An 18,460-nucleotide genomic window follows, 5' to 3' on the forward strand; every position below is an offset into this window, starting at 1 on the left:
TCGGCGCGGGTCCCGAGACCGGCGTTGAACTGTTCCTTGAGTTTGGCGGTGCTGGTGGGCATGGCGAGGCTGCTGCAAGACGGATTGCATGAAATTGGTGTATGCGAGTGTAGAGCGGAGCACGCGCGAAAGGGGCGCAAGTTTCGCGTATAAGCGGGTTAATATGCAATAATCGTGCGTGAAATGACAAATTAATGCGGGATTTCGCCATGCTTGAACTCGACCACTTCGATCTCGCGCTGCTCGACGTGCTGCAGCGCTTCGGCCGCGCCACGCATCAGCAGTTGGCGGAGCAGGTGCCGCTGTCGCCGTCGCAGATCGGGCGACGCCTGCAACGGCTGGAACAGGTCGGCGTGGTGGATGGCTATCGCGTCGTGCTGCGGCCCGAAAAGCTTGGGCTCGGCGTTACCGCTTTCACGAGCCTGAAGCTGAAGCATCACGGCGATTCGATCATCGAGCAGTTTCAGCAGCAGATCGACTTGCTGCCCGAAGTGCTCGAATGTCACGCGGTCGTCGGCGATGCCGACTATCTGCTGCGCATCGTCGCGCCGGATCTGAATTACCTGTCGACCTTCGTAATGAAGAAGCTGATGCGCGTGCCGGGTGTCGATAGCGTGCGCTCGAATATCGTGCTGACCACGTTCAAGCGCAATGGGCCGTTGCCGCTCGGGCATCTGGCGCCGGGGGCGGCGGCGGTTTGACGGTTCGAAGCCGTTGCCGGCAGTGCCGACTGACAGGAAGAGGGAGCCGCGCATGCCTTGCCGCGGCCCCTGCGGTGACGGGATCTCTATGCCGCCCGTTGCGGCTCGTCGTCGGCATTCAGCAGATCGACATACGCGACCGGCACCAGATCCGCTTCCGATACGCCGAGGCTCTTGAACATCGCTTGTGCTTCCGCGTGGCCGCCTTCTTCGTCGTCGTCCTGCGCGAGCACCACTTCGAGTTCGACGAAATCTCCGAGACCGTCGACGCGATCCAGATGAATCCGCGTGCGTCCGCTCAGATAGACGTGCCGCTCTTTCGAGACGATGCCGCGCGTGGTCAGCGCGGTCGCGAGCAGCGCATGCATCGCTTCGGGATTCGTCACCGGACTGCGCGTGTAGTACGACGCCTTCGGGCCGTCGCGGTCGTCGCGCTGATAGAAGATCAGCTCGGCCGGCGTGCCGTCGTCGAACTGGCGCAGCTTCAGGCGGCCGCGCGGCACGTCGTAGAAAAAGTCCTGCTGGCGGAAGATCAGCGGCGCGTCCGTCGCGAGCTGTGCGGCGCGCTCGCGCAGTTGGTCGAAATGCTGGGCGCGGGCTTTGATTTCGATGTTGCGTGCCATGTCAGGCTCCTGTGGATGGGGGAAGTGAGCGGCGGCTCCGGAGTTGCTGGTGTTGCCGGGCGGAGGCCGCCGAGAAAGACGAAGCCAGGCGGAACGGAAAGCTGCGAGGGCGCTGCGCGAGCGCAAACCGCTAATCTAGCAAAAACTTCGTGACGGAGCGGTTTCAGCTCGGCGGACAAGTGGGAGAGGGCGGGCATTAGCGAGGCTCATATCGCAACGCGTCAGACCGTCCCCGCTCAAATCGCCCACTGCTGTTCGATCAGCTTCAACGCCGCCGCGATCGCTGGCTCGTCCTTGCGCTCGTCGAGCGTGATGAAGCTCAGCTGCGTCGGTACCGTTATGCCATCGACGATCGTCAGCGCGTGCGCATGCGCCTCCGCGATCGCGGTTGCGTCGCGCGCAAGCGTGAGACCGACGCCCGATTTGACCAGATCGAGCATCGACGGCTCCTGGTCCACCTCGGCCACCTTGACCGGCTTCACACCGGCTTCGCCGAAACAGCGCGACAGCAGCCGGTTGTGCGCGGACGCCGGTGGCGTCCAGATCCATGGCAGCGCCGCGAGCGAGCGCCAGTCTCGCGCACCCTTCACGCGATCTTTCCAGCCCGCCGGCGCGAGCACGCGATACTGGAAATGCGTGAGCGTGACCGCGTGAAACGTGGCGCCGTCGTGCGTCTCGTCGTCGGCGGGCAGGCCAATGTAATAGCCGACGTCGAGCTCGCCCGCGCGAATCTGTTCGCGCACCCAGCCCGACATGCCGTGGCGCAGCGCGGTTTCGATCTGCGGCCAGGTCTCGACGAGCTGCTTCAGGAAACCACCGAGGCGCAAAAACTCCGGGTCGAGAATGGTGCCGATGCGCAGACGCCCGCGTACTTCCTGGCGCAGCGTCTGCGCCGCCCGCTGCACGTCGGCTGCCGCGCCGAGCGCGCGTTCGGCATGCGGCAGCAGCGCCTGGCCGTCGCGGGTCAGCGCGAGCCCGTGCGAAGTCCGCGTGAACAGCGTCACGCCGAGCGTCTCCTGCAAGTGCTTGATTTGCAGGCTGACGGCAGGTTGGGTCAGATGCAGTTGCACCGCGGCACGCGTAAGGTTGCCCTCGCGTGCGACGGTGACGAAGGCCCTAAGGAGAGTCAGATCCATATGCTGATATTAGCGCGGCTTATAGCGCAGTTGAGCATTACTCATTGGATTTGTCGCTCGTAAGGGCCGTACGCTTGGTGTTCAGCACGCTTGTGCGCGCGGCATCGAGCGCGAAGCGGAAGATTTCACAGGAAAGAGGAACGAGATGAGCGAGACATATTCCGACGCAACCGCGCAGGACGAAGCCGCACGCAGCGCGGCGAGTGCACGCGCGCTGAGCCATTTCATCAACGGCAAGACGGTCGAAGGCACGAGCGGGCGCTTCGGCGACGTCTTCAATCCGGCGCTCGGCAGCATCAGCGCGCGCGTGCCGCTCGCGAGCGTCGCCGAGGTGGACGCCGCGGTCGCTGCCGCCAAAGCCGCGTTTCCCGCCTGGAGCGAAACCGCGCCGCTCAAACGCGCGCGGGTGCTGTTCAAGTTCAAGGAACTGCTCGACCGTCATCACGATGAGCTCGCGGAGCTGATCACGCGCGAGCACGGCAAGGTGTTTTCCGACGCCAAGGGCGAGGTGATGCGCGGCATCGAGATCGTCGAATTCGCGTGCGGCATCCCGAGTCTGCTGAAGACCGATTTCACCGATCAGATTGGCGGCGGCATCGACAACTGGAATCTGCGGCAGCCGCTCGGCGTGGTCGCGGGCATCACGCCGTTCAATTTCCCGATGATGGTGCCGTGCTGGATGTTCCCCGTCGCGCTCGCGTGCGGCAACACCTTCGTGCTGAAACCGTCCGAACGCGATCCGTCCGCGTCGAACCGGCTCGCCGAACTGCTGAAGGAAGCGGGCTTGCCGGATGGCGTGTTCAACGTCGTGCACGGCGACAAGGTCGCGGTCGACGCGCTGCTCGTGCATCCGGAAGTCAGCGCGCTGTCGTTCGTCGGCTCCACGCCGATCGCCGAATACATCTACACCGAAGGCACGAAGCACGGCAAGCGCGTGCAGGCGTTGGGCGGTGCCAAGAATCACCTCGTCGTAATGCCCGACGCCGATCTCGACCAGGCCGTCGACGCCCTGATCGGCGCCGCCTACGGCTCGGCCGGCGAGCGCTGCATGGCGATTTCGGTGGCTGTCGCGGTGGGGCATATCGCCGATGAGCTGATCGAGCGTCTGACGCCGCGCGTGAAGACCCTGAAGATCCTCAACGGCATGGAAGCGGCGGCCGAGATGGGGCCGCTCGTCACCGGCGCGCATCGCGACAAGGTGCTCGGCTATATCGACGCTGGCGTCGCCGCGGGCGCGAAGCTCGTCGTCGATGGGCGCGGTCATCAGGTCGCGGGGCACGAGAAGGGTTTCTTCCTCGGCGGCACGCTGTTCGACGACGTGTTACCCGACATGAAGATCTACCGCGAGGAGATTTTCGGACCGGTGCTATGCGTCGTGCGCGTGCCCGACTCCGCCTCCGCAGTCGAACTGATCAACGCGAATCAGTTTGCGAACGGCGTGTCGCTGTTCACGTCCGACGGCGGCATTGCACGCGCGTTTTCCCGGCAGATCGAGATCGGCATGGTCGGCATCAACGTGCCGATTCCGGTGCCGATGGCCTGGCATTCGTTCGGCGGCTGGAAGAAGTCGCTGTTCGGCGATCATCATGCGTACGGCGAGGAAGGCGTGCGGTTTTACACGCGCTACAAGAGCATCATGCAGCGCTGGCCTGACAGCATCGCGAAGGGCGCCGAATTCACGATGCCGGTCGCCAAATAAGCTGGCGGCTTTGCGCGGCATCGAGTCGGCAAGCGCGCCAGGAAAACAATAAAAGCGCAATAAAAGCGCAATAAAAGCGCTTCGCGGCGCACGCGTGGGAAGCGATCGAGCAGCCACGCGTGCGCCGCAAAAATGCTTAGGAGGTTGAACGATGAGTCATACCGACAGTACGCCTCGCGCCGCGCGGCGACTCGAAGGCGAGTTCGACTACGTCATCGTCGGCGCGGGTACCGCCGGCTGCGTGCTGGCGAACCGGCTCACCGAAGATCCCGACATCCACGTGCTGCTGCTCGAAGCCGGGGGGAAGGACGACTATCACTGGATTCACGTGCCGGTCGGCTACCTGTATTGCATCGGCAATCCGCGCACGGACTGGCTGTACAAGACCCAGGCCGAGCCGGGTCTGAACGGCCGCACGCTGTCGTATCCGCGCGGGCGCGTGCTCGGCGGCAGTTCGTCGATCAACGGCATGATCTACATGCGCGGTCAGCGGGAAGACTACGACGAGTGGGCGCGTGTGACGAATGACAGGACGTGGTCCTGGAACGCTGTGCTGCCGATCTTCAGGCGCAGCGAGGATCACCACGGCGGTGCCAACGAAGCGCACGGCGCGGGCGGACCGTGGCGCGTCGAGAAGCAGCGCCTCAAATGGAAGATTCTCGAAGAGTTCGCGCAAGCCGCGCAGCAAACCGGCATCCCCGCCACCGACGATTTCAATCGCGGCGATAACACCGGTGTCGGCTACTTCGACGTCAACCAGAAGCGTGGCATTCGCTGGAATGCGTCGAAGGCATTTTTGCGGCCCGCATTGAAGCGGGAGAACCTCACTGTCATCACCGGTGCCCACACGCAGCGTGTCGTGTTCGATGGCCGCCGCTGCACCGGAGTCGAATATCGTGGCGGCGAGGTCGACTATCTCGCCAAAGCGCGTTGCGAAGTGATCCTTTCCGCCGGCGCGGTCAACTCGCCGCAACTGCTCGAATTGTCCGGTGTCGGCAATGGCGCGCGTCTGCAGAATCTCGGCATCGAGGTCGTTCAGGATCTGCGCGGTGTCGGTGAAAATCTGCAGGACCATCTGCAACTGCGCATGGCGTATCAGGTGCAGGGCGTGCGCACGCTGAATACGATGTCCGCGCACTGGTGGGGCAAGCTGATGATCGGCATGCGGTACGCGTTGTTTCAGAGCGGACCGATGTCGATGTCGCCGTCGCAACTCGGCGCGTTCGCGAAGTCCGACGCCGACGATCGCTCGCTGTCGCGACCCGATCTCGAGTATCACGTGCAGCCTTTGTCGCTTGATCGCTTCGGGGAACCGCTGCATCGCTTCAATGCGTTCACGGCTTCGGTGTGTCAGCTGCGCCCCACGTCGCGCGGCAGCATTCATATTGCGTCGGCCGATGCTTGCGCGCCACCGTCGATCGCGCCGAACTATCTGTCGACCGACTACGACCGCCACGTCGCCGCGAACGCGCTACGTCTGACGCGTCGCATCGTCGCGGCGCCCGCGCTCGCGCGCTATCAGCCGCGGGAGATCCTGCCGGGCCTCCAGTATCAAAGTGAAGAAGAATTGCAGCAGGCCGCGAGCGCGGTCGGCACGACGATCTTCCATCCGGTCGGCACCTGCCGCATGGGTACGACCGACGATCCCTCCGCGGTCGTCGACAACCGGCTACGAGTTATCGGAGTCGAGGGCTTGCGTGTCGTCGATGCGTCGGTGATGCCCAACATCACGTCAGGTAACACCAATTCGCCGACGCTGATGATCGCCGAGCGCGCCAGCGACATGATCCGCGAGGATCGTCGCGCGCGCGTGAGCGGCAGCATGGCCGCGCATACCGGTGTTGCCGCGTCGATGTCAGCTGTGTGACATGACTCGGTGAGCGCATCGGTCAGGTTTTCCGCCGCGTACGTGAAGCGTGTGAACCGCGCGTCACATACGCACGGCGCGGGCCTCGTTCCCTAAGTGCAAATCCCAATGATTGCGCTGCATCATTGGCGCGACAATGGCAGCCATGCTGCGTGCCACGCCATGGATTACCGTACGGATTGGTGCAGCACGCCAAGGAGCGGCAAGGGGTGCCGCAAAAACAACAAGTCGCGCAGAGCTTCGCGCGGAAAGATCGTAGTGCTTCGCCTTACTCCGTATGGAAGGGAACATGATTCTCGGCGATACGATTCTCGAAACGCGCGGCCTCACCCGCGAGTTCAAAGGCTTTGTCGCCGTGAACGGCGTGAACCTGCGCGTGCGCCGTGGCTCGATCCATGCGCTGATCGGCCCCAATGGAGCGGGCAAGACCACCTGCTTCAATCTGCTCACCAAATTTCTCGAACCCACTGCGGGCCAGATCGTTTTCAACGGTGTCGATATCACCGGCGAACGGCCAGCTCAGATCGCGCGGCGCGGCATCATCCGTTCGTTCCAGATTTCCGCGGTATTTCCGCATCTGACGGCATTGCAGAACGTGCGCATCGGGTTGCAGCGCTCGCTCGGCACCGCGTTTCACTTCTGGAAGAGCGAGCGTACGTTGCGCCGTCTGAACGATCGCGCGATGGATCTGCTGACCCAGGTCGGCCTGACCGATTTCGCCGATGTGTTGACGGTCGAGCTCGCGTACGGCCGCAAGCGCGCGCTCGAAATCGCGACCACGCTCGCGATGGAGCCGGAACTGATGCTTCTCGACGAGCCCACGCAAGGCATGGGTCATGAGGACGTCGATCGCGTGACCGCGCTGATCAAGAAAGTGTCGGCCGGACGCACGATCCTGATGGTCGAACACAATATGAATGTGATCGCCGGTATCTCCGACACGATCACCGTGCTGCAACGGGGCGAAGTGCTCGCCGAGGGCAGCTACGCGGAAGTGTCGAAGAATCCGCTCGTGATGCAAGCCTACATGGGCAGCGCCGACGCGGCGCTCGCCGGAGCCCACGCATGAATACGACGGTCGAGCGCGAAGGCCTCGAAGCGAACGAAACGAACAGCGGCGCACCCGCGCTGGAAATCGCGGGACTGCAAGCCTGGTACGGGGAATCCCACATTCTGCACGGCGTCGATCTGTCGGTCGGCCGCGGCGAGGTCGTGACGCTGCTCGGGCGCAATGGCGCGGGCCGCACCACGACGCTACGCGCGATCATGGGCCTCACGGGTCGCCGTACCGGCTCGATCCGTATCGACGGACGCGAAACGGTCGGCTTGCCCACGCATCGCATCGCGCATTGCGGCATCGGCTATTGCCCGGAAGAGCGCGGCATTTTTTCGAGCCTGTCGTGCGAGGAAAATCTGCTGCTGCCGCCGCCCGTCGGCGACAAGGCGCGCATGATGTCGCTCGAGGAAATCTACGCGATGTTCCCGAATCTGCACGAGCGGCGCATGAGTCAGGGCACGCGGCTCTCGGGCGGCGAACAACAGATGCTCGCGGTCGCGCGGATTCTGCGCACCGGCGCGAATCTGCTGCTGCTCGACGAAATCTCGGAAGGGCTCGCGCCCGTGATCGTGCAGACGCTCGCGCGCATGATCGTTACGCTGAAGGCGCGCGGCTACACGATCGTGATGGTTGAGCAGAACTTCCGCTTCGCCGCGCCGCTCGCGGATCGTTTCTATGTGATGGAGCACGGCATGATCGTCGAGCATTTCGGGGCTAGCGAGCTCGAAGGCAAGATGCCGGTGCTGCACGATTTACTGGGCGTATAGACACGGACACACGCGCGCCCGACTGCCTCTGATAACCACAAGCGAAGAACCAGGAGACATGCATGAAAAAGAACCCACTCGCGCGAATTGCCTCACTCTGTTTCGCAGTCGCCGCCGGCACCGCACTGACGCTGGGCAGCGCGCAAGCGGCCGACGATGCCGTGAAGATCGGCTTCATCACGGACATGTCGGGGCTGTACGCGGATATCGACGGGCAGGGCGGTCTTGAAGCGATCCGGATGGCGGTCGCCGACTTCGGCGGCAAGGTCAACGGCAAGCCGATCACGGTGCTGTACGCGGATCACCAGAACAAGGCGGACATCGCGGCATCCCGCGCTCGTGAGTGGTTCGACCGCGACGGCGTGGACATGGTGATCGGCGGCACGAACTCGGCGACCGCGCTGTCGACTAACACCGTCGCGGGCGAGAAGCACAAGGTCTATATCAGCGTCGGCGCCGGCGCCGATACGTTGACCAACGAGCAATGCACGCCGTACACGATCCACTACGCATACGACACGACCGCGCTCGCGAACGGCACGGGCTCGGCCGTGACGAAGCAGGGCGGCAAGACCTGGTACTTCCTGACGGCAGACTACGCATTCGGCAAGGCGCTCGAAAAAGCGACCTCGGAGGTCGTGAAGGCGAACGGCGGCCAGGTGCTCGGCGAGGTGCGTCATCCGCTGTCGGCGTCGGACTTCTCGTCGTTCCTGCTGCAGGCGCAGGCGTCGAAGGCACAGATCCTCGGCCTCGCGAACGCGGGCGGCGACACGATCAACGCGATCAAGGCCGCGAAGGAATTCGGCATCACCAAGACGATGAAGCTCGCCGCGCTACTGATGTTCATCGACGACGTGCACAGCCTCGGTCTCGAAACGACGCAAGGTCTCGTGTTGACCGACAGCTGGTACTGGAACAAGGATGCCGACTCGCGCAAGTGGTCGCAGCGCTACTTCGACAAGATGAAGAAGATGCCGTCGAGCCTGCAGGCTGCCGACTACTCGGCGACGATGACCTATCTGAAGGCGGTGCAGGCGGTGGGCTCGACCGATCCGGACAAGGTGATGGCGCAGTTGCACAAGACGAAGATCGACGACTTCTACGCGAAGGGCTACATCCGTCAGGACGGCAGCATGATCCACGACATGTACCTGATGCAGGTGAAGACGCCGGCCGAATCGAAGGAGCCGTGGGATTACTACAAGATCACTGCGACGATTCCGGGCGATCAGGTCTTCACGACCAAGGCGCAGACCCGCTGCGCGCTGTGGAAGTAAGCGCGGGCGCAGTAAGCGGTCGAGGACCGCGCAGACCTGAGAGAACCGCCGGCGCTGCAGGGGCACGTGCTGGCGGATGACCGTTTCGGATGCCGCACGCGACGGGCAGCGTCGCCGCTCGTCGCGTGCCGGCCGGATCGTGCGTCACCGATCTCACCTTGACGATGGCTTGAAGGGCTAAGGGCTTCAATGGACATCTTTGGCGTTCCGCTACCGGCGATGTTGAGCCAGCTTCTGCTCGGGCTCGTGAACGGCTCGTTCTACGCGATTCTGAGCCTCGGGCTGGCGGTTATTTTCGGCCTGCTCAACGTGATCAACTTCGCGCATGGCGCGTTGTTCATGCTCGGGGCGATGCTCGCGTGGATGGGGCTGTCGTATTTCAATCTGCCGTACTGGGTGATGCTCGTGCTCGCGCCGCTGATCGTCGGGCTGGTCGGCGTCGCGATCGAGCGCTCGATGCTGCGCTGGCTTTACAAGCTCGATCATCTGTATGGCCTGTTGCTGACGTTTGGCCTCACACTCGTCATCGAGGGCGTGTTCCATTCGATCTACGGCTCGTCGGGCCAGCCGTACGATGTGCCGTCGGCGCTGTCGGGCGCGACCAATCTCGGCTTCATGTATCTGCCGAACTATCGCGCATGGGTGGTGGTCGCGTCGCTGGTCGTGTGCTTTGCGACATGGTTCGTGATCGAGAAGACGCGGCTTGGCGCGTATCTGCGCGCGGGCACCGAAAACCCGAAGCTCGTCGAGGCGTTCGGCGTCAACGTGCCGCTGATGATCACGCTGACCTACGGCTTCGGCGTCGCGCTCGCGGCGTTTGCCGGCGTGCTTGCCGCGCCGGTGATTCAGGTCTCGCCCCTGATGGGCCAGTCGATGATCATCACCGTGTTCGCGGTGGTCGTGATCGGCGGCATGGGCTCGATCATGGGCTCGATCCTGACCGGCCTGATGCTCGGCGTAGTCGAAGGACTCACGCGTGTGTTCTACCCCGAGGCGTCGGCGACCGTCGTCTTCGTGATCATGGCGCTCGTGTTGCTCGTGCGTCCGGCGGGTCTTTTCGGCAGGGAAAAATGATGCAGAGAAAGGTGCTCTACGGTCTGCTGCTGATCGTGCTGCTCGCGGTGCCGGTGCTCGGCATCTATCCGCTCTTCGTGATGAAGGTGCTGTGCTTCGCGCTGTTCGCGGCCGCCTTCAATCTGCTGATCGGCTATACGGGCTTGCTGTCCTTTGGTCATGCGATGTTTCTCGCGTCGGCCGGTTACGTGACCGGCTATGCGATGCAGACGCTCGGCTTTTCGCCGGAGCTCGGCGTGCTGAGCGGCACCGCGGCGGCGACGCTGCTTGGGCTCGTCGTCGGCTTCTTCGCGATTCGCCGTCAGGGTATCTACTTCGCGATGGTGACGCTCGCGCTCGCGCAGATGATCTACTTCGTGTTCCTGCAGGCGCCGTTCACGCACGGGGAAGACGGTCTGCAAGGCGTGCCGCGGGGCGAGCTGTTCGGCGTGCTCGATCTCTCTTCGGACGTCGCGCTATATTTCGTCGTGCTCGCGGTGATCGTCGCGGCTTTCCTGCTGATCGTGCGGATCGTGCATTCGCCGTTCGGGCAGGTGCTCGTCGCGATCAAGGAAAACGAGCCGCGCGCGGTGTCGCTCGGCTACGACACCGACCGTTTCAAGCTGCTCGCATTCATCCTGTCGGCCGGCATTGCGGGTCTCGCGGGTTCGCTGAAGGTGCTGGTGCAGGGCTTCGAAACGCTGAGCGATGCCTATTGGACGATGTCCGGCCTCGTGATCCTGATGACGCTGGTGGGCGGCATGGGCACGCTGTTCGGGCCGTTGCTCGGCGCCGCATTGATCGTGTCGCTCGAAGACAGGCTCGGCGATATCGGCGCGGCACTCGCGTCGATGACCGGCATCGACTGGTTCCGCTCGCTCGGCGAATCGGTGACGATCGTCACGGGGCTGATTTTCATCGCGTGTGTGCTGGCGTTCCGGCGCGGCATCGTCGGTGAGATCGTCGCGCGAGTGCGACCGTTGCGGGCTTGAGAGTGGCGGTTTGATCCCGCCCGCGTGGTCGCTCGCTTGATGCAGTGCGATACGAAATTGCTTCGACGTCCGATCTAATTGCGGCTCGTGCTGAAGGTCCGCTGGATCAGGGACTCGGGCGAACCTGTGGCAAACCGTGTGACGAAATGCGCCCTCCGCGCCCCAATCCGGTGCCGCAGTGCACCACTAGGGTAATTGCTAGTTGTGACTGTTGGGGTGGTCGTTTAATCTTCATGCAGTTCTGATGCACCACGAATTTGCAGGTGGAGAACGAGGAGACAAGTGAGGCACTCAGTGCCCAGAAGAAAGCGCTGTTGGATTGATATCCAACAGCGCTTTTTTATTTGTGTTTATCGAATTTTTGACGCGATCGCCCGGCTATTTTACGCGCCATTTTTTACTCTCCGCCAGCCGCTGCAGGTAAACATCACAAGCCTGCGAAACGCTTGCAGCACGGCGCTTGCGTCCGCTACACTCGCTGTTCACCGACCACTGGGTTGGCAATTAAATCCGCGAATTTAATTGCAATTGAATAACGGGGTTAATAGAGGAGCAGGATGAAGTCGGCATTGCGTTGGATCAGCGCGGCATTGGTCGCCACAGGGGTCTCGGCTGCTTGGAGCGGCCATGCATTCGCGGACGTGAAAATCGGCGTCACCGTGTCGGCAACAGGACCGGCCGCATCGCTCGGCATTCCCGAAAAGAACACGATCGCGCTGCTGCCGAAAGAAGTGGCGGGCCAGAAGATCGACTACATCGTCCTCGACGACGCAACCGATTCCACCCAGGCGGTCAAGAACGCCCGCAAGCTCACTAGCGAAGACCACGTCGATGCACTGATCGGCTCGACAGTCGTGCCGAACTCGCTCGCCATGATCGACATCGCTGCCGAAACCTCGACGCCGATGATCTCTCTGGCCGCGGCCGCGGGCATCGTCGAGCCGATGGACGCGAAGCGTGGATGGGTCTTCAAAACGCCGCAAAACGACATTCTGATGGCCACGGCGATCGCGCAGCACATGGCCAATCACGGCGTGAAAACGGTCGCGTTCATCGGCTTTTCCGACGCGTACGGCGAGAGCTGGTTCAAGGAATTCAGCAAAGCCGCTGACTTCGCGAAGATCAAGATCGTCGCGAATGAGCGCTTCGCGCGCAACGATGCATCGGTCACGGGCCAGGTGCTGAAGATGATGTCGCAGAACCCGGACGCGGTGCTGATCGCCGGTGCGGGCACGCCGGCCGCGCTGCCGCAGAAAACGCTGAAGGAGCGCGGCTACAAGGGCAAGTACTATCAAACGCACGGGGTCGCGAACAACGACTTCCTGCGCGTGTGCGGCAAGGATTGCGAAGGCACGTGGCTGCCCGCTGGCCCACTGCTGGTCGCCGAGCAACTTCCCGAGGGGAATCCGGTGAAGAAAAGCGCGCTCGCGTACAAGCATGCGTATGAAACGGCGTATGGCGCGGGGTCGGTGTCGACGTTCGGCGGTCACGGATGGGACGCGGGTCTGCTGCTGCAGCATGCGATCCCGCTCGCGTTGAAGAAGGGGCAGCCAGGCACGCCGGCATTCCGCGAGGCGCTGCGTGCCGCGCTCGAAGGCACGAAAGATCTGCCCGCGTCGCACGGCATCTTCAACATGAGCGCGAACGACCATGCCGGCCTCGATCAGCGGGCGCGCGTGATGGTGCAGATCGTCGACGGCAAGTGGAAGCTCGCCGGCGACTGAGCGAAGGCTCTGCGCCATGGGACCTCATCGAAAAAGACGCGTGCAGTTGACGCGTCTTTTTTATTACCCGGGCCAGGTGTCCGCATCGCGCAAGAATGTGGTTTCGCTGCTTCAGGACAAACCCGCATTTGGCGCACGCTCTCTTGACCGTCGATAATGCAGAACGCAAACTACTAACATATTAGTGGTTTATGAAATGCCTGGTTGGAATAAAGCCGCGGCACAGAAACGCGGCGTATGACGCGAATGCGCACTCGCGCGACGCGAGAGGAGCGGTACCCGACGCAGCGGGGGAAGCTATGCGCGCCGAGCAGGGAAAACCATGCTTGGCACACCTGAACCCGCTCACTAGATTCAAACACCCGGCCCAGCAAGCCGGTTTACAGATAGGCGCTTTTCAAAGCGTTTGGAGACTCGCAATGAAAAAGACAAGGCATTGGGTACGCACCGGCATCGCGATGGCGCTGATGTGCGGGGCGGGGGCTGCATTCGCGCAGGTGAAGATCGGCGTCACGTTGTCGACGACGGGGCCCGCCGCGTCGCTCGGGATTCCTGAAAAGAACACGATTGCGTTGCTGCCGAAGGAGATCGGCGGCAAGAGCGTGCAGTACATCATCCTGGACGACGGGTCGGACACCAGCAAGGCCGTGCAGAACACGCGCAAGCTGATCGACGAAGACCACGTCGACGCGATCATCGGCTCGACCGTCACGCCGAATTCGCTCGCGATGCTCGATCCGGCCGCTGAGGGCAAGACGCCGGTGATCTCGCTCGCGGCATCGGCCGCGATCATTCAGCCGATGGATGCGAAGCGCGCATGGGCATTCAAACCGCCTCAGAACGACAGCCTGATGGCCGAAGCGATCGCCGATTACATGCAGCATCACGGCGTGAAGACGGTCGGCTTCATCGGATTCTCGGACGCATACGGCGACAGTTGGAACACGACGTTCGACGCCGCCGCGAAAGCGCACAACCTGAAGATCGTGTCGAACGAGCGCTTTAACCGCACCGATGCATCGGTGACGGGCCAGGTGCTGAAGACGATGGGCGCGAATCCCGACGCGGTGCTGATCGCGGGCTCGGGCACGCCGTCGGCGCTGCCGGCCAGGACGCTGAAGGAGCGTGGCTACAAGGGCAAGATCTATCAGACTCACGGGGTCGCGAACAACGACTTCCTGCGTGTGTGCGGCAAGGATTGCGAAGGCGAACTGCTGCCGGCCGGTCCGATTCTCGTCGTCGATCAATTGCCGGATTCGAACCCGGTGAAGAAGTCGGCGGAAGCCTATAAGAACGCCTATGAGAAGGCTTATGGCGCGGGTTCGGTCGCGACCTTCGGCGGCCACGCATGGGATGCCGGCCAGATGTTGCAGGCTGCGATTCCGGTCGCGCTGAAGACCGCCCAGCCGGGCACGCCGGAGTTCCGCGTGGCGCTGCGCAACGCGCTCGAAAACATCAAGGAGCTGCCAGTGTCGCACGGCATCATGAACACCACCGCGAACGACCACAACGGCCTCGACCAGCGCGCACGCGTGATCGTGCAGATCGTCGACGGCAAGTGGAAGTTGCAGAACAACTAAGACTATTTACAAAAACAAGTAGCGGTACGCGCCTCTCGCGCAATCATGCGGTGCATGACGCCGCATTGCCATTGTGTTCGACGACAATGGCATCGACCGCCGCGCCGCGTCCCGGCGCGGCGGTTGTCTTTTCAGACATGCAGATCGATGGCCGGCTTCGCACCGCGCCGTCGCGACTGTTTCCCGGTTTTTCGATTTCGACGCTTCAGGACGAGGAAGTATGGATCTATCAATTGCGGCGATCCTCGCGCAGGACGGCATCACGACCGGCGCGATCTACGCGCTGCTGGCGCTTGCGCTGGTGCTGGTGTTCTCCGTCACGCGGGTGATCTTCATCCCGCAAGGGGAGTTCGTTTCGTACGGTGCGTTGACGCTCGCCGCACTGCAAACGCAGAAGTTTCCGGCCACCTGCTGGCTGTTGATGGCGATGGGCGCGGCATGCTTCGTCGTCGAGACGGCGACCGTGTTGCGGCACGCTGAGCGGCGTCGTCATGCGGCGCGCACGCTGCCCGTGCTGGCGGGGAAGTACCTGCTGTTTCCGATCGCGGTCTACGCGCTCACGCGCGGCATCTTCCTGCAGCCGCTGCCGATGATCGTGCAGATCGCGCTGACGCTGCTGATCGTGATTCCGATGGGTCCGTTCGTGTATCGCCTTGCCTACGAACCGATCGCGGAGGCGACCACGCTGCTGCTGTTGATCGTCGCGGTGGCCGTGCATTTCGCGATGGTCGGTCTCGGCCTCGTGATGTTCGGCGCCGAAGGCTCGCGCACCAACACGTTTTCCGATGCGACGTTCAACATCGGCACGTTGTCGATCTCCGGACAGAGCCTGTGGGTGATCGGCACCGCGGCCGTGCTGATCGGCGCGCTGTATCTGTACTTCGATCGCTCGATTTCGGGCAAGGCGTTGCGCGCGACGTCGGTGAACCGGCTCGGCGCGCGGCTCGTCGGCATCGGCACGACGCAGGCGGGACGTCTCGCGTTCACGCTTGCGGCGGGGCTCGGCGCACTGTGCGGCATCCTCGTCGCGCCGCTCACGACGATCTACTACGACTCGGGCTTCCTGATCGGTTTGAAGGGCTTCGTGGGCGCGATCATCGGCGGTCTGGTCAGCTATCCGCTGGCGGCGGCCGGCTCGATTCTCGTTGGTCTGCTGGAGTCGTATTCGTCGTTCTGGGCTAGTGCTTATAAGGAAGTGATCGTGTTCACGTTAATCATCCCGGTGCTGTTGTGGCGCAGTCTTGCGAGCCCGCACGCCGAAGAGGAAGAGGAGTGACACGATGAAACGAATCATGCAAAAGAAGTTCTTCTGGTTGTTCCTCGTGGTGCTGTTCGCTTTGCCGGTTCTGCCGCATCCGATCCATGTACCCGAGTACTGGGTCACGCTGCTGAACTACATCGGTCTCTATTCGATCGTCGCGATCGGCCTCGTGCTGTTGACCGGCATCGGCGGGATGACGAGCTTCGGGCAGGCCGCGTTCGTTGGCATCGGCGCGTATGCAACCGCATATCTGACGACGAACTTCGGCGTGTCGCCGTGGCTCGCACTGATCGCGGGCGTGATCGTCACTGCGCTGGTTGCGCTGATGCTCGGTCTCGTGACGATGCGCCTATCCGGCCACTTTCTGCCGCTCGGCACGATTGCGTGGGGGCTCGCGCTGTTCTACCTGTTCGGCAATCTCGACATGCTCGGCAAGTACGACGGCATCAACGGCATCCCGGTGTTGAATGTTTTTGGGATCAATCTCGAGTCCGGCCGCCATATCTATTACCTGATCTGGGTGGTCGTGCTCGGTGCGGTCGTCTCTGTTCAGAATCTGCTTAATAGCCGGCCGGGTCGCGCAATCCGCGCGTTGCGCGGCGGTGGTCTGATGGCCGAGGCAATGGGCGTCAACACCGGCTGGATGCGCGTCGTGATTTTCGTCTATGCGGCAGTGCTTGCGTCGGTCTCGGGTTTTCTGTACGCGCACTTGCAGCGCGCCGTGAATCCGACGCCGTTTGGACTGAATCACGGCATCGAGTTCCTGTTCATGGCGGTGGTGGGCGGCGTCTCGCACGTCTGGGGCGCGGTGCTCGGCGCGGCGATCCTGACCGTGCTGCAAGATTATTTGCAGACGCTGCTGCCAAAACTGCTCGGCGAGAACGGCAACTTCGAAGTGATCGTGTTCGGCATCATCATGGTGCTGCTTCTGCAGTACGCGCGGCAGGGCGTCTGGCCGTTCGTCGCGCGCTTTTTCCCGCGTGGCCCGCGGGCGCATCTCGCCGATCACGCGGATCCTCTGCCGCAGCGCAACAAGCCACAGACCGGCGAAGACCTGCTGACGGTGAACAAGGCGCGCAAGCAGTTCGGCGGTCTCGTCGCGGTGAACGACGTCAGCTTCGAGGTCAAAGCAGGGCAGATCATCGGGCTGATCGGACCGAACGGCGCAGGCAAGTCGACGACCTTCAATCTCGTGACCGGTGTGCTGCAGGCGACAAGCGGCGAGATCACGTTCCGCGGCGAGCGCATCGATGCGCTGAGTTCGCGTGAAATCGTCAAGCGCGGCATCGGCCGGACGTTCCAGCACGTGAAGCTGCTGCCGGGTATGACCGTGCTCGAGAACGTCGCGATCGGTGCGCATCTACGTGGCCATGCGGGCGTGTGGCGCAGTGTCGTGCGGCTGAACAGCTCCGAAGAGCAGCGGTTGATGGCCGAAGCCGCTCGGCAGATTCGCCGCGTCGGCCTCGAACAGCACATGTATGACGAAGCGGGCAGCCTGGCGCTTGGTCAACAGCGGATTCTCGAAATTGCGCGCGCCCTGTGCTGCGACCCGACTCTGCTATTGCTCGATGAACCGGCCGCTGGTCTGCGGTATCAGGAAAAGCTTCAGCTCGCCGAACTGCTGCGCAGACTGAAGACAGAAGGGATGAGCGTGCTGCTCGTCGAGCACGACATGGATTTCGTGATGAATTTGACGGACCGGCTCGTGGTGATGGAGTTCGGCACGCGGATCGCTGAGGGCCTGCCGCAGGAAGTCCAGCAGGATCCGGCGGTGCTCGAAGCGTATCTGGGTGGGGTGGAATGATGGACGACATGACAACGACCGGCGTGGCGGCAGCGGGACCGATTCTCGAAGTGAGCCATTTGTCCGTCCGCTACGGCAAGGTTGAAGCGCTGCACAATGCGGCGATCAAGGTGCGGGCGGGGCAGATCGTCTCCGTGATCGGCCCGAACGGCGCGGGAAAGTCGACGCTGCTGAATGCGATCATGGGCGCGTTGCCGACGTCCGGTCATGCGAAAGGCGCGGTTTCCTATCAGGGCGACGACGTCAGCGCGATGCCGGTCGAAAAACGCGTTGCGCTTGGAATGTGCCTGGTGCCGGAAAAGCGTGAGCTTTTCGCTTCGATGACCGTCGAGGACAATCTGCTGCTTGGCGCCTACCGGCGCAAGCGAGCAGGGGAGCGTAACTTTCTCGATCAGCTGGAACCGGTGTTCGAACTGTTTCCGCGGCTGAAGGAGCGACGCAAGCAGGCGGCCGGCACGCTTTCCGGCGGCGAGCGGCAGATGCTCGCGGTCGGCCGCGCCCTGATGGGCAAGCCCGATCTGCTAATGCTGGACGAGCCGAGCCTTGGTCTCGCGCCGCTGATCGTGAAGGAAATCTTTCACATCATCAGCGCTTTGCGGCAGACGGGCGTCGCGACGCTGCTGATCGAGCAGAATGCGCGCGCTGCATTGCAGATCTCGGACTACGGCTACGTGCTGGAAACCGGCGAGTTGGCGCTGGAAGGACCGGCAACCGACCTCGCGCAAAATCCCCGGGTGATCGAAACCTATCTCGGTCTTGCCAAAAAGGTCGCATAAGCCTGCACTTATTTCGCAGATCGCTGTCCCTGGACGCGGTGTGTTTCACGTGAAACACACCGCTTTTTTATTGTTTCATCATTCGGACGAAATTCGGGCCGCAACTGAAGCCGTTATAATTCGCCCATACATTTCTTTTGAAG

15 protein-coding genes are annotated in these 18,460 nt (G+C 62.7%); 13 read left to right on the forward strand and 2 right to left on the reverse strand.

The window, feature by feature from the left end; all coding sequences use genetic code 11:
- Positions 1-209: 209 nt before the first annotated feature.
- Positions 210-701 carry an Lrp/AsnC family transcriptional regulator gene (locus tag HDG37_RS23365; protein ID WP_090805519.1) on the forward strand — a complete coding sequence of 164 codons (492 nt, stop codon included), beginning with the start codon at positions 210-212 and terminating at the stop codon, positions 699-701.
- A gap of 86 nt (positions 702-787) precedes the next feature.
- Here HDG37_RS23365 and HDG37_RS23370 read toward each other — a convergent pair whose 3' ends face one another.
- Both HDG37_RS23370 and HDG37_RS23375 read right to left on the reverse strand, forming a co-directional pair.
- Entirely contained in the window at positions 788-1,324 is a 537-nt protein-coding gene (locus HDG37_RS23370) for a class IV adenylate cyclase (RefSeq protein ID WP_184051682.1), read from the reverse strand.
- Between the two features lie 236 nt (positions 1,325-1,560).
- Positions 1,561-2,460 (reverse strand): LysR family transcriptional regulator, encoded by a 900-nt coding sequence (locus tag HDG37_RS23375; RefSeq protein WP_184051684.1) that lies wholly within the window; start codon positions 2,458-2,460, stop codon positions 1,561-1,563.
- 145 nt (positions 2,461-2,605) lie between these two features.
- Here HDG37_RS23375 and HDG37_RS23380 point away from each other — a divergent pair, with 145 nt between their 5' ends.
- From HDG37_RS23380 to HDG37_RS23435, 12 genes are all read left to right on the forward strand, one after another.
- Positions 2,606-4,159 (forward strand): CoA-acylating methylmalonate-semialdehyde dehydrogenase, encoded by a 1,554-nt coding sequence (locus HDG37_RS23380; RefSeq protein ID WP_260334966.1) that lies wholly within the window; start codon positions 2,606-2,608, stop codon positions 4,157-4,159.
- Between the two features lie 151 nt (positions 4,160-4,310).
- A complete protein-coding gene (locus HDG37_RS23385; RefSeq protein WP_184051686.1) occupies positions 4,311-6,026 on the forward strand; it encodes a GMC family oxidoreductase in 1,716 nt (571 codons plus the stop codon).
- Positions 6,027-6,315: 289 nt separating this feature from the next.
- Positions 6,316-7,095: an ABC transporter ATP-binding protein gene (locus HDG37_RS23390; RefSeq protein ID WP_018418872.1), complete on the forward strand. Its 780-nt coding sequence runs from the start codon at positions 6,316-6,318 to the stop codon at positions 7,093-7,095.
- Complete coding sequence (locus HDG37_RS23395) at positions 7,092-7,850, forward strand: ABC transporter ATP-binding protein (RefSeq protein ID WP_184051688.1); 759 nt, start codon at positions 7,092-7,094, stop codon at positions 7,848-7,850. The genes HDG37_RS23390 and HDG37_RS23395 overlap by 4 nt, the downstream gene beginning before the upstream one ends.
- A 62-nt stretch (positions 7,851-7,912) precedes the next feature.
- Entirely contained in the window at positions 7,913-9,127 is a 1,215-nt protein-coding gene (locus HDG37_RS23400; RefSeq protein ID WP_184051690.1) for an ABC transporter substrate-binding protein, read from the forward strand.
- A 189-nt stretch (positions 9,128-9,316) separates the two neighbouring features.
- Complete coding sequence (locus HDG37_RS23405) at positions 9,317-10,201, forward strand: branched-chain amino acid ABC transporter permease (protein ID WP_184051692.1); 885 nt, start codon at positions 9,317-9,319, stop codon at positions 10,199-10,201.
- Positions 10,201-11,172: a branched-chain amino acid ABC transporter permease gene (locus tag HDG37_RS23410; RefSeq protein ID WP_184051908.1), complete on the forward strand. Its 972-nt coding sequence runs from the start codon at positions 10,201-10,203 to the stop codon at positions 11,170-11,172. Before HDG37_RS23405 ends, HDG37_RS23410 begins: the two co-directional genes overlap by 1 nt.
- A gap of 557 nt (positions 11,173-11,729) precedes the next feature.
- Entirely contained in the window at positions 11,730-12,896 is a 1,167-nt protein-coding gene (locus tag HDG37_RS23415) for an ABC transporter substrate-binding protein (protein ID WP_184051694.1), read from the forward strand.
- 419 nt (positions 12,897-13,315) lie between these two features.
- Positions 13,316-14,476, forward strand: coding sequence for an ABC transporter substrate-binding protein (locus tag HDG37_RS23420; RefSeq protein WP_184051695.1), 1,161 nt, complete (start codon positions 13,316-13,318; stop codon positions 14,474-14,476).
- Positions 14,477-14,696: 220 nt separating this feature from the next.
- The gene (locus HDG37_RS23425) at positions 14,697-15,752 is read left to right on the forward strand and encodes a branched-chain amino acid ABC transporter permease (protein WP_184051698.1); all 1,056 of its coding nucleotides are present in this window, start codon (positions 14,697-14,699) and stop codon (positions 15,750-15,752) included.
- Positions 15,753-15,756: 4 nt separating this feature from the next.
- A complete protein-coding gene (locus HDG37_RS23430) occupies positions 15,757-17,541 on the forward strand; it encodes an ATP-binding cassette domain-containing protein (RefSeq protein ID WP_184051700.1) in 1,785 nt (594 codons plus the stop codon).
- Positions 17,541-18,317: an ABC transporter ATP-binding protein gene (locus tag HDG37_RS23435; RefSeq protein WP_184051910.1), complete on the forward strand. Its 777-nt coding sequence runs from the start codon at positions 17,541-17,543 to the stop codon at positions 18,315-18,317. The genes HDG37_RS23430 and HDG37_RS23435 overlap by 1 nt, the downstream gene beginning before the upstream one ends.
- Positions 18,318-18,460 lie beyond the last annotated feature (143 nt).

This window comes from Paraburkholderia sp. MM5384-R2 (genome assembly GCF_014201025.1).
GTDB lineage: Bacteria > Pseudomonadota > Gammaproteobacteria > Burkholderiales > Burkholderiaceae > Paraburkholderia > Paraburkholderia tuberum.

Excerpts from the sequence above, each read along its gene's own strand:
- HDG37_RS23395 (WP_184051688.1), top strand. The coding sequence starts at position 7,092 with ATGAATACGACGGTCGAGCGCGAAGGCCTCGAAGCGAACGAAACGAAC.
- HDG37_RS23410 (WP_184051908.1), top strand. The coding sequence starts at position 10,201 with ATGCAGAGAAAGGTGCTCTACGGTCTGCTGCTGATCGTGCTGCTCGCG.
- HDG37_RS23435 (WP_184051910.1), top strand. The coding sequence starts at position 17,541 with ATGGACGACATGACAACGACCGGCGTGGCGGCAGCGGGACCGATTCTC.
- HDG37_RS23375 (WP_184051684.1), bottom strand. The coding sequence starts at position 2,460 with ATGGATCTGACTCTCCTTAGGGCCTTCGTCACCGTCGCACGCGAGGGC.
- HDG37_RS23415 (WP_184051694.1), top strand. The coding sequence starts at position 11,730 with ATGAAGTCGGCATTGCGTTGGATCAGCGCGGCATTGGTCGCCACAGGG.
- HDG37_RS23370 (WP_184051682.1), bottom strand. The coding sequence starts at position 1,324 with ATGGCACGCAACATCGAAATCAAAGCCCGCGCCCAGCATTTCGACCAA.
- HDG37_RS23385 (WP_184051686.1), top strand. The coding sequence starts at position 4,311 with ATGAGTCATACCGACAGTACGCCTCGCGCCGCGCGGCGACTCGAAGGC.
- HDG37_RS23425 (WP_184051698.1), top strand. The coding sequence starts at position 14,697 with ATGGATCTATCAATTGCGGCGATCCTCGCGCAGGACGGCATCACGACC.
- HDG37_RS23430 (WP_184051700.1), top strand. The coding sequence starts at position 15,757 with ATGAAACGAATCATGCAAAAGAAGTTCTTCTGGTTGTTCCTCGTGGTG.
- HDG37_RS23420 (WP_184051695.1), top strand. The coding sequence starts at position 13,316 with ATGAAAAAGACAAGGCATTGGGTACGCACCGGCATCGCGATGGCGCTG.
- HDG37_RS23390 (WP_018418872.1), top strand. The coding sequence starts at position 6,316 with ATGATTCTCGGCGATACGATTCTCGAAACGCGCGGCCTCACCCGCGAG.
- HDG37_RS23380 (WP_260334966.1), top strand. The coding sequence starts at position 2,606 with ATGAGCGAGACATATTCCGACGCAACCGCGCAGGACGAAGCCGCACGC.
- HDG37_RS23405 (WP_184051692.1), top strand. The coding sequence starts at position 9,317 with ATGGACATCTTTGGCGTTCCGCTACCGGCGATGTTGAGCCAGCTTCTG.
- HDG37_RS23400 (WP_184051690.1), top strand. The coding sequence starts at position 7,913 with ATGAAAAAGAACCCACTCGCGCGAATTGCCTCACTCTGTTTCGCAGTC.
- HDG37_RS23365 (WP_090805519.1), top strand. The coding sequence starts at position 210 with ATGCTTGAACTCGACCACTTCGATCTCGCGCTGCTCGACGTGCTGCAG.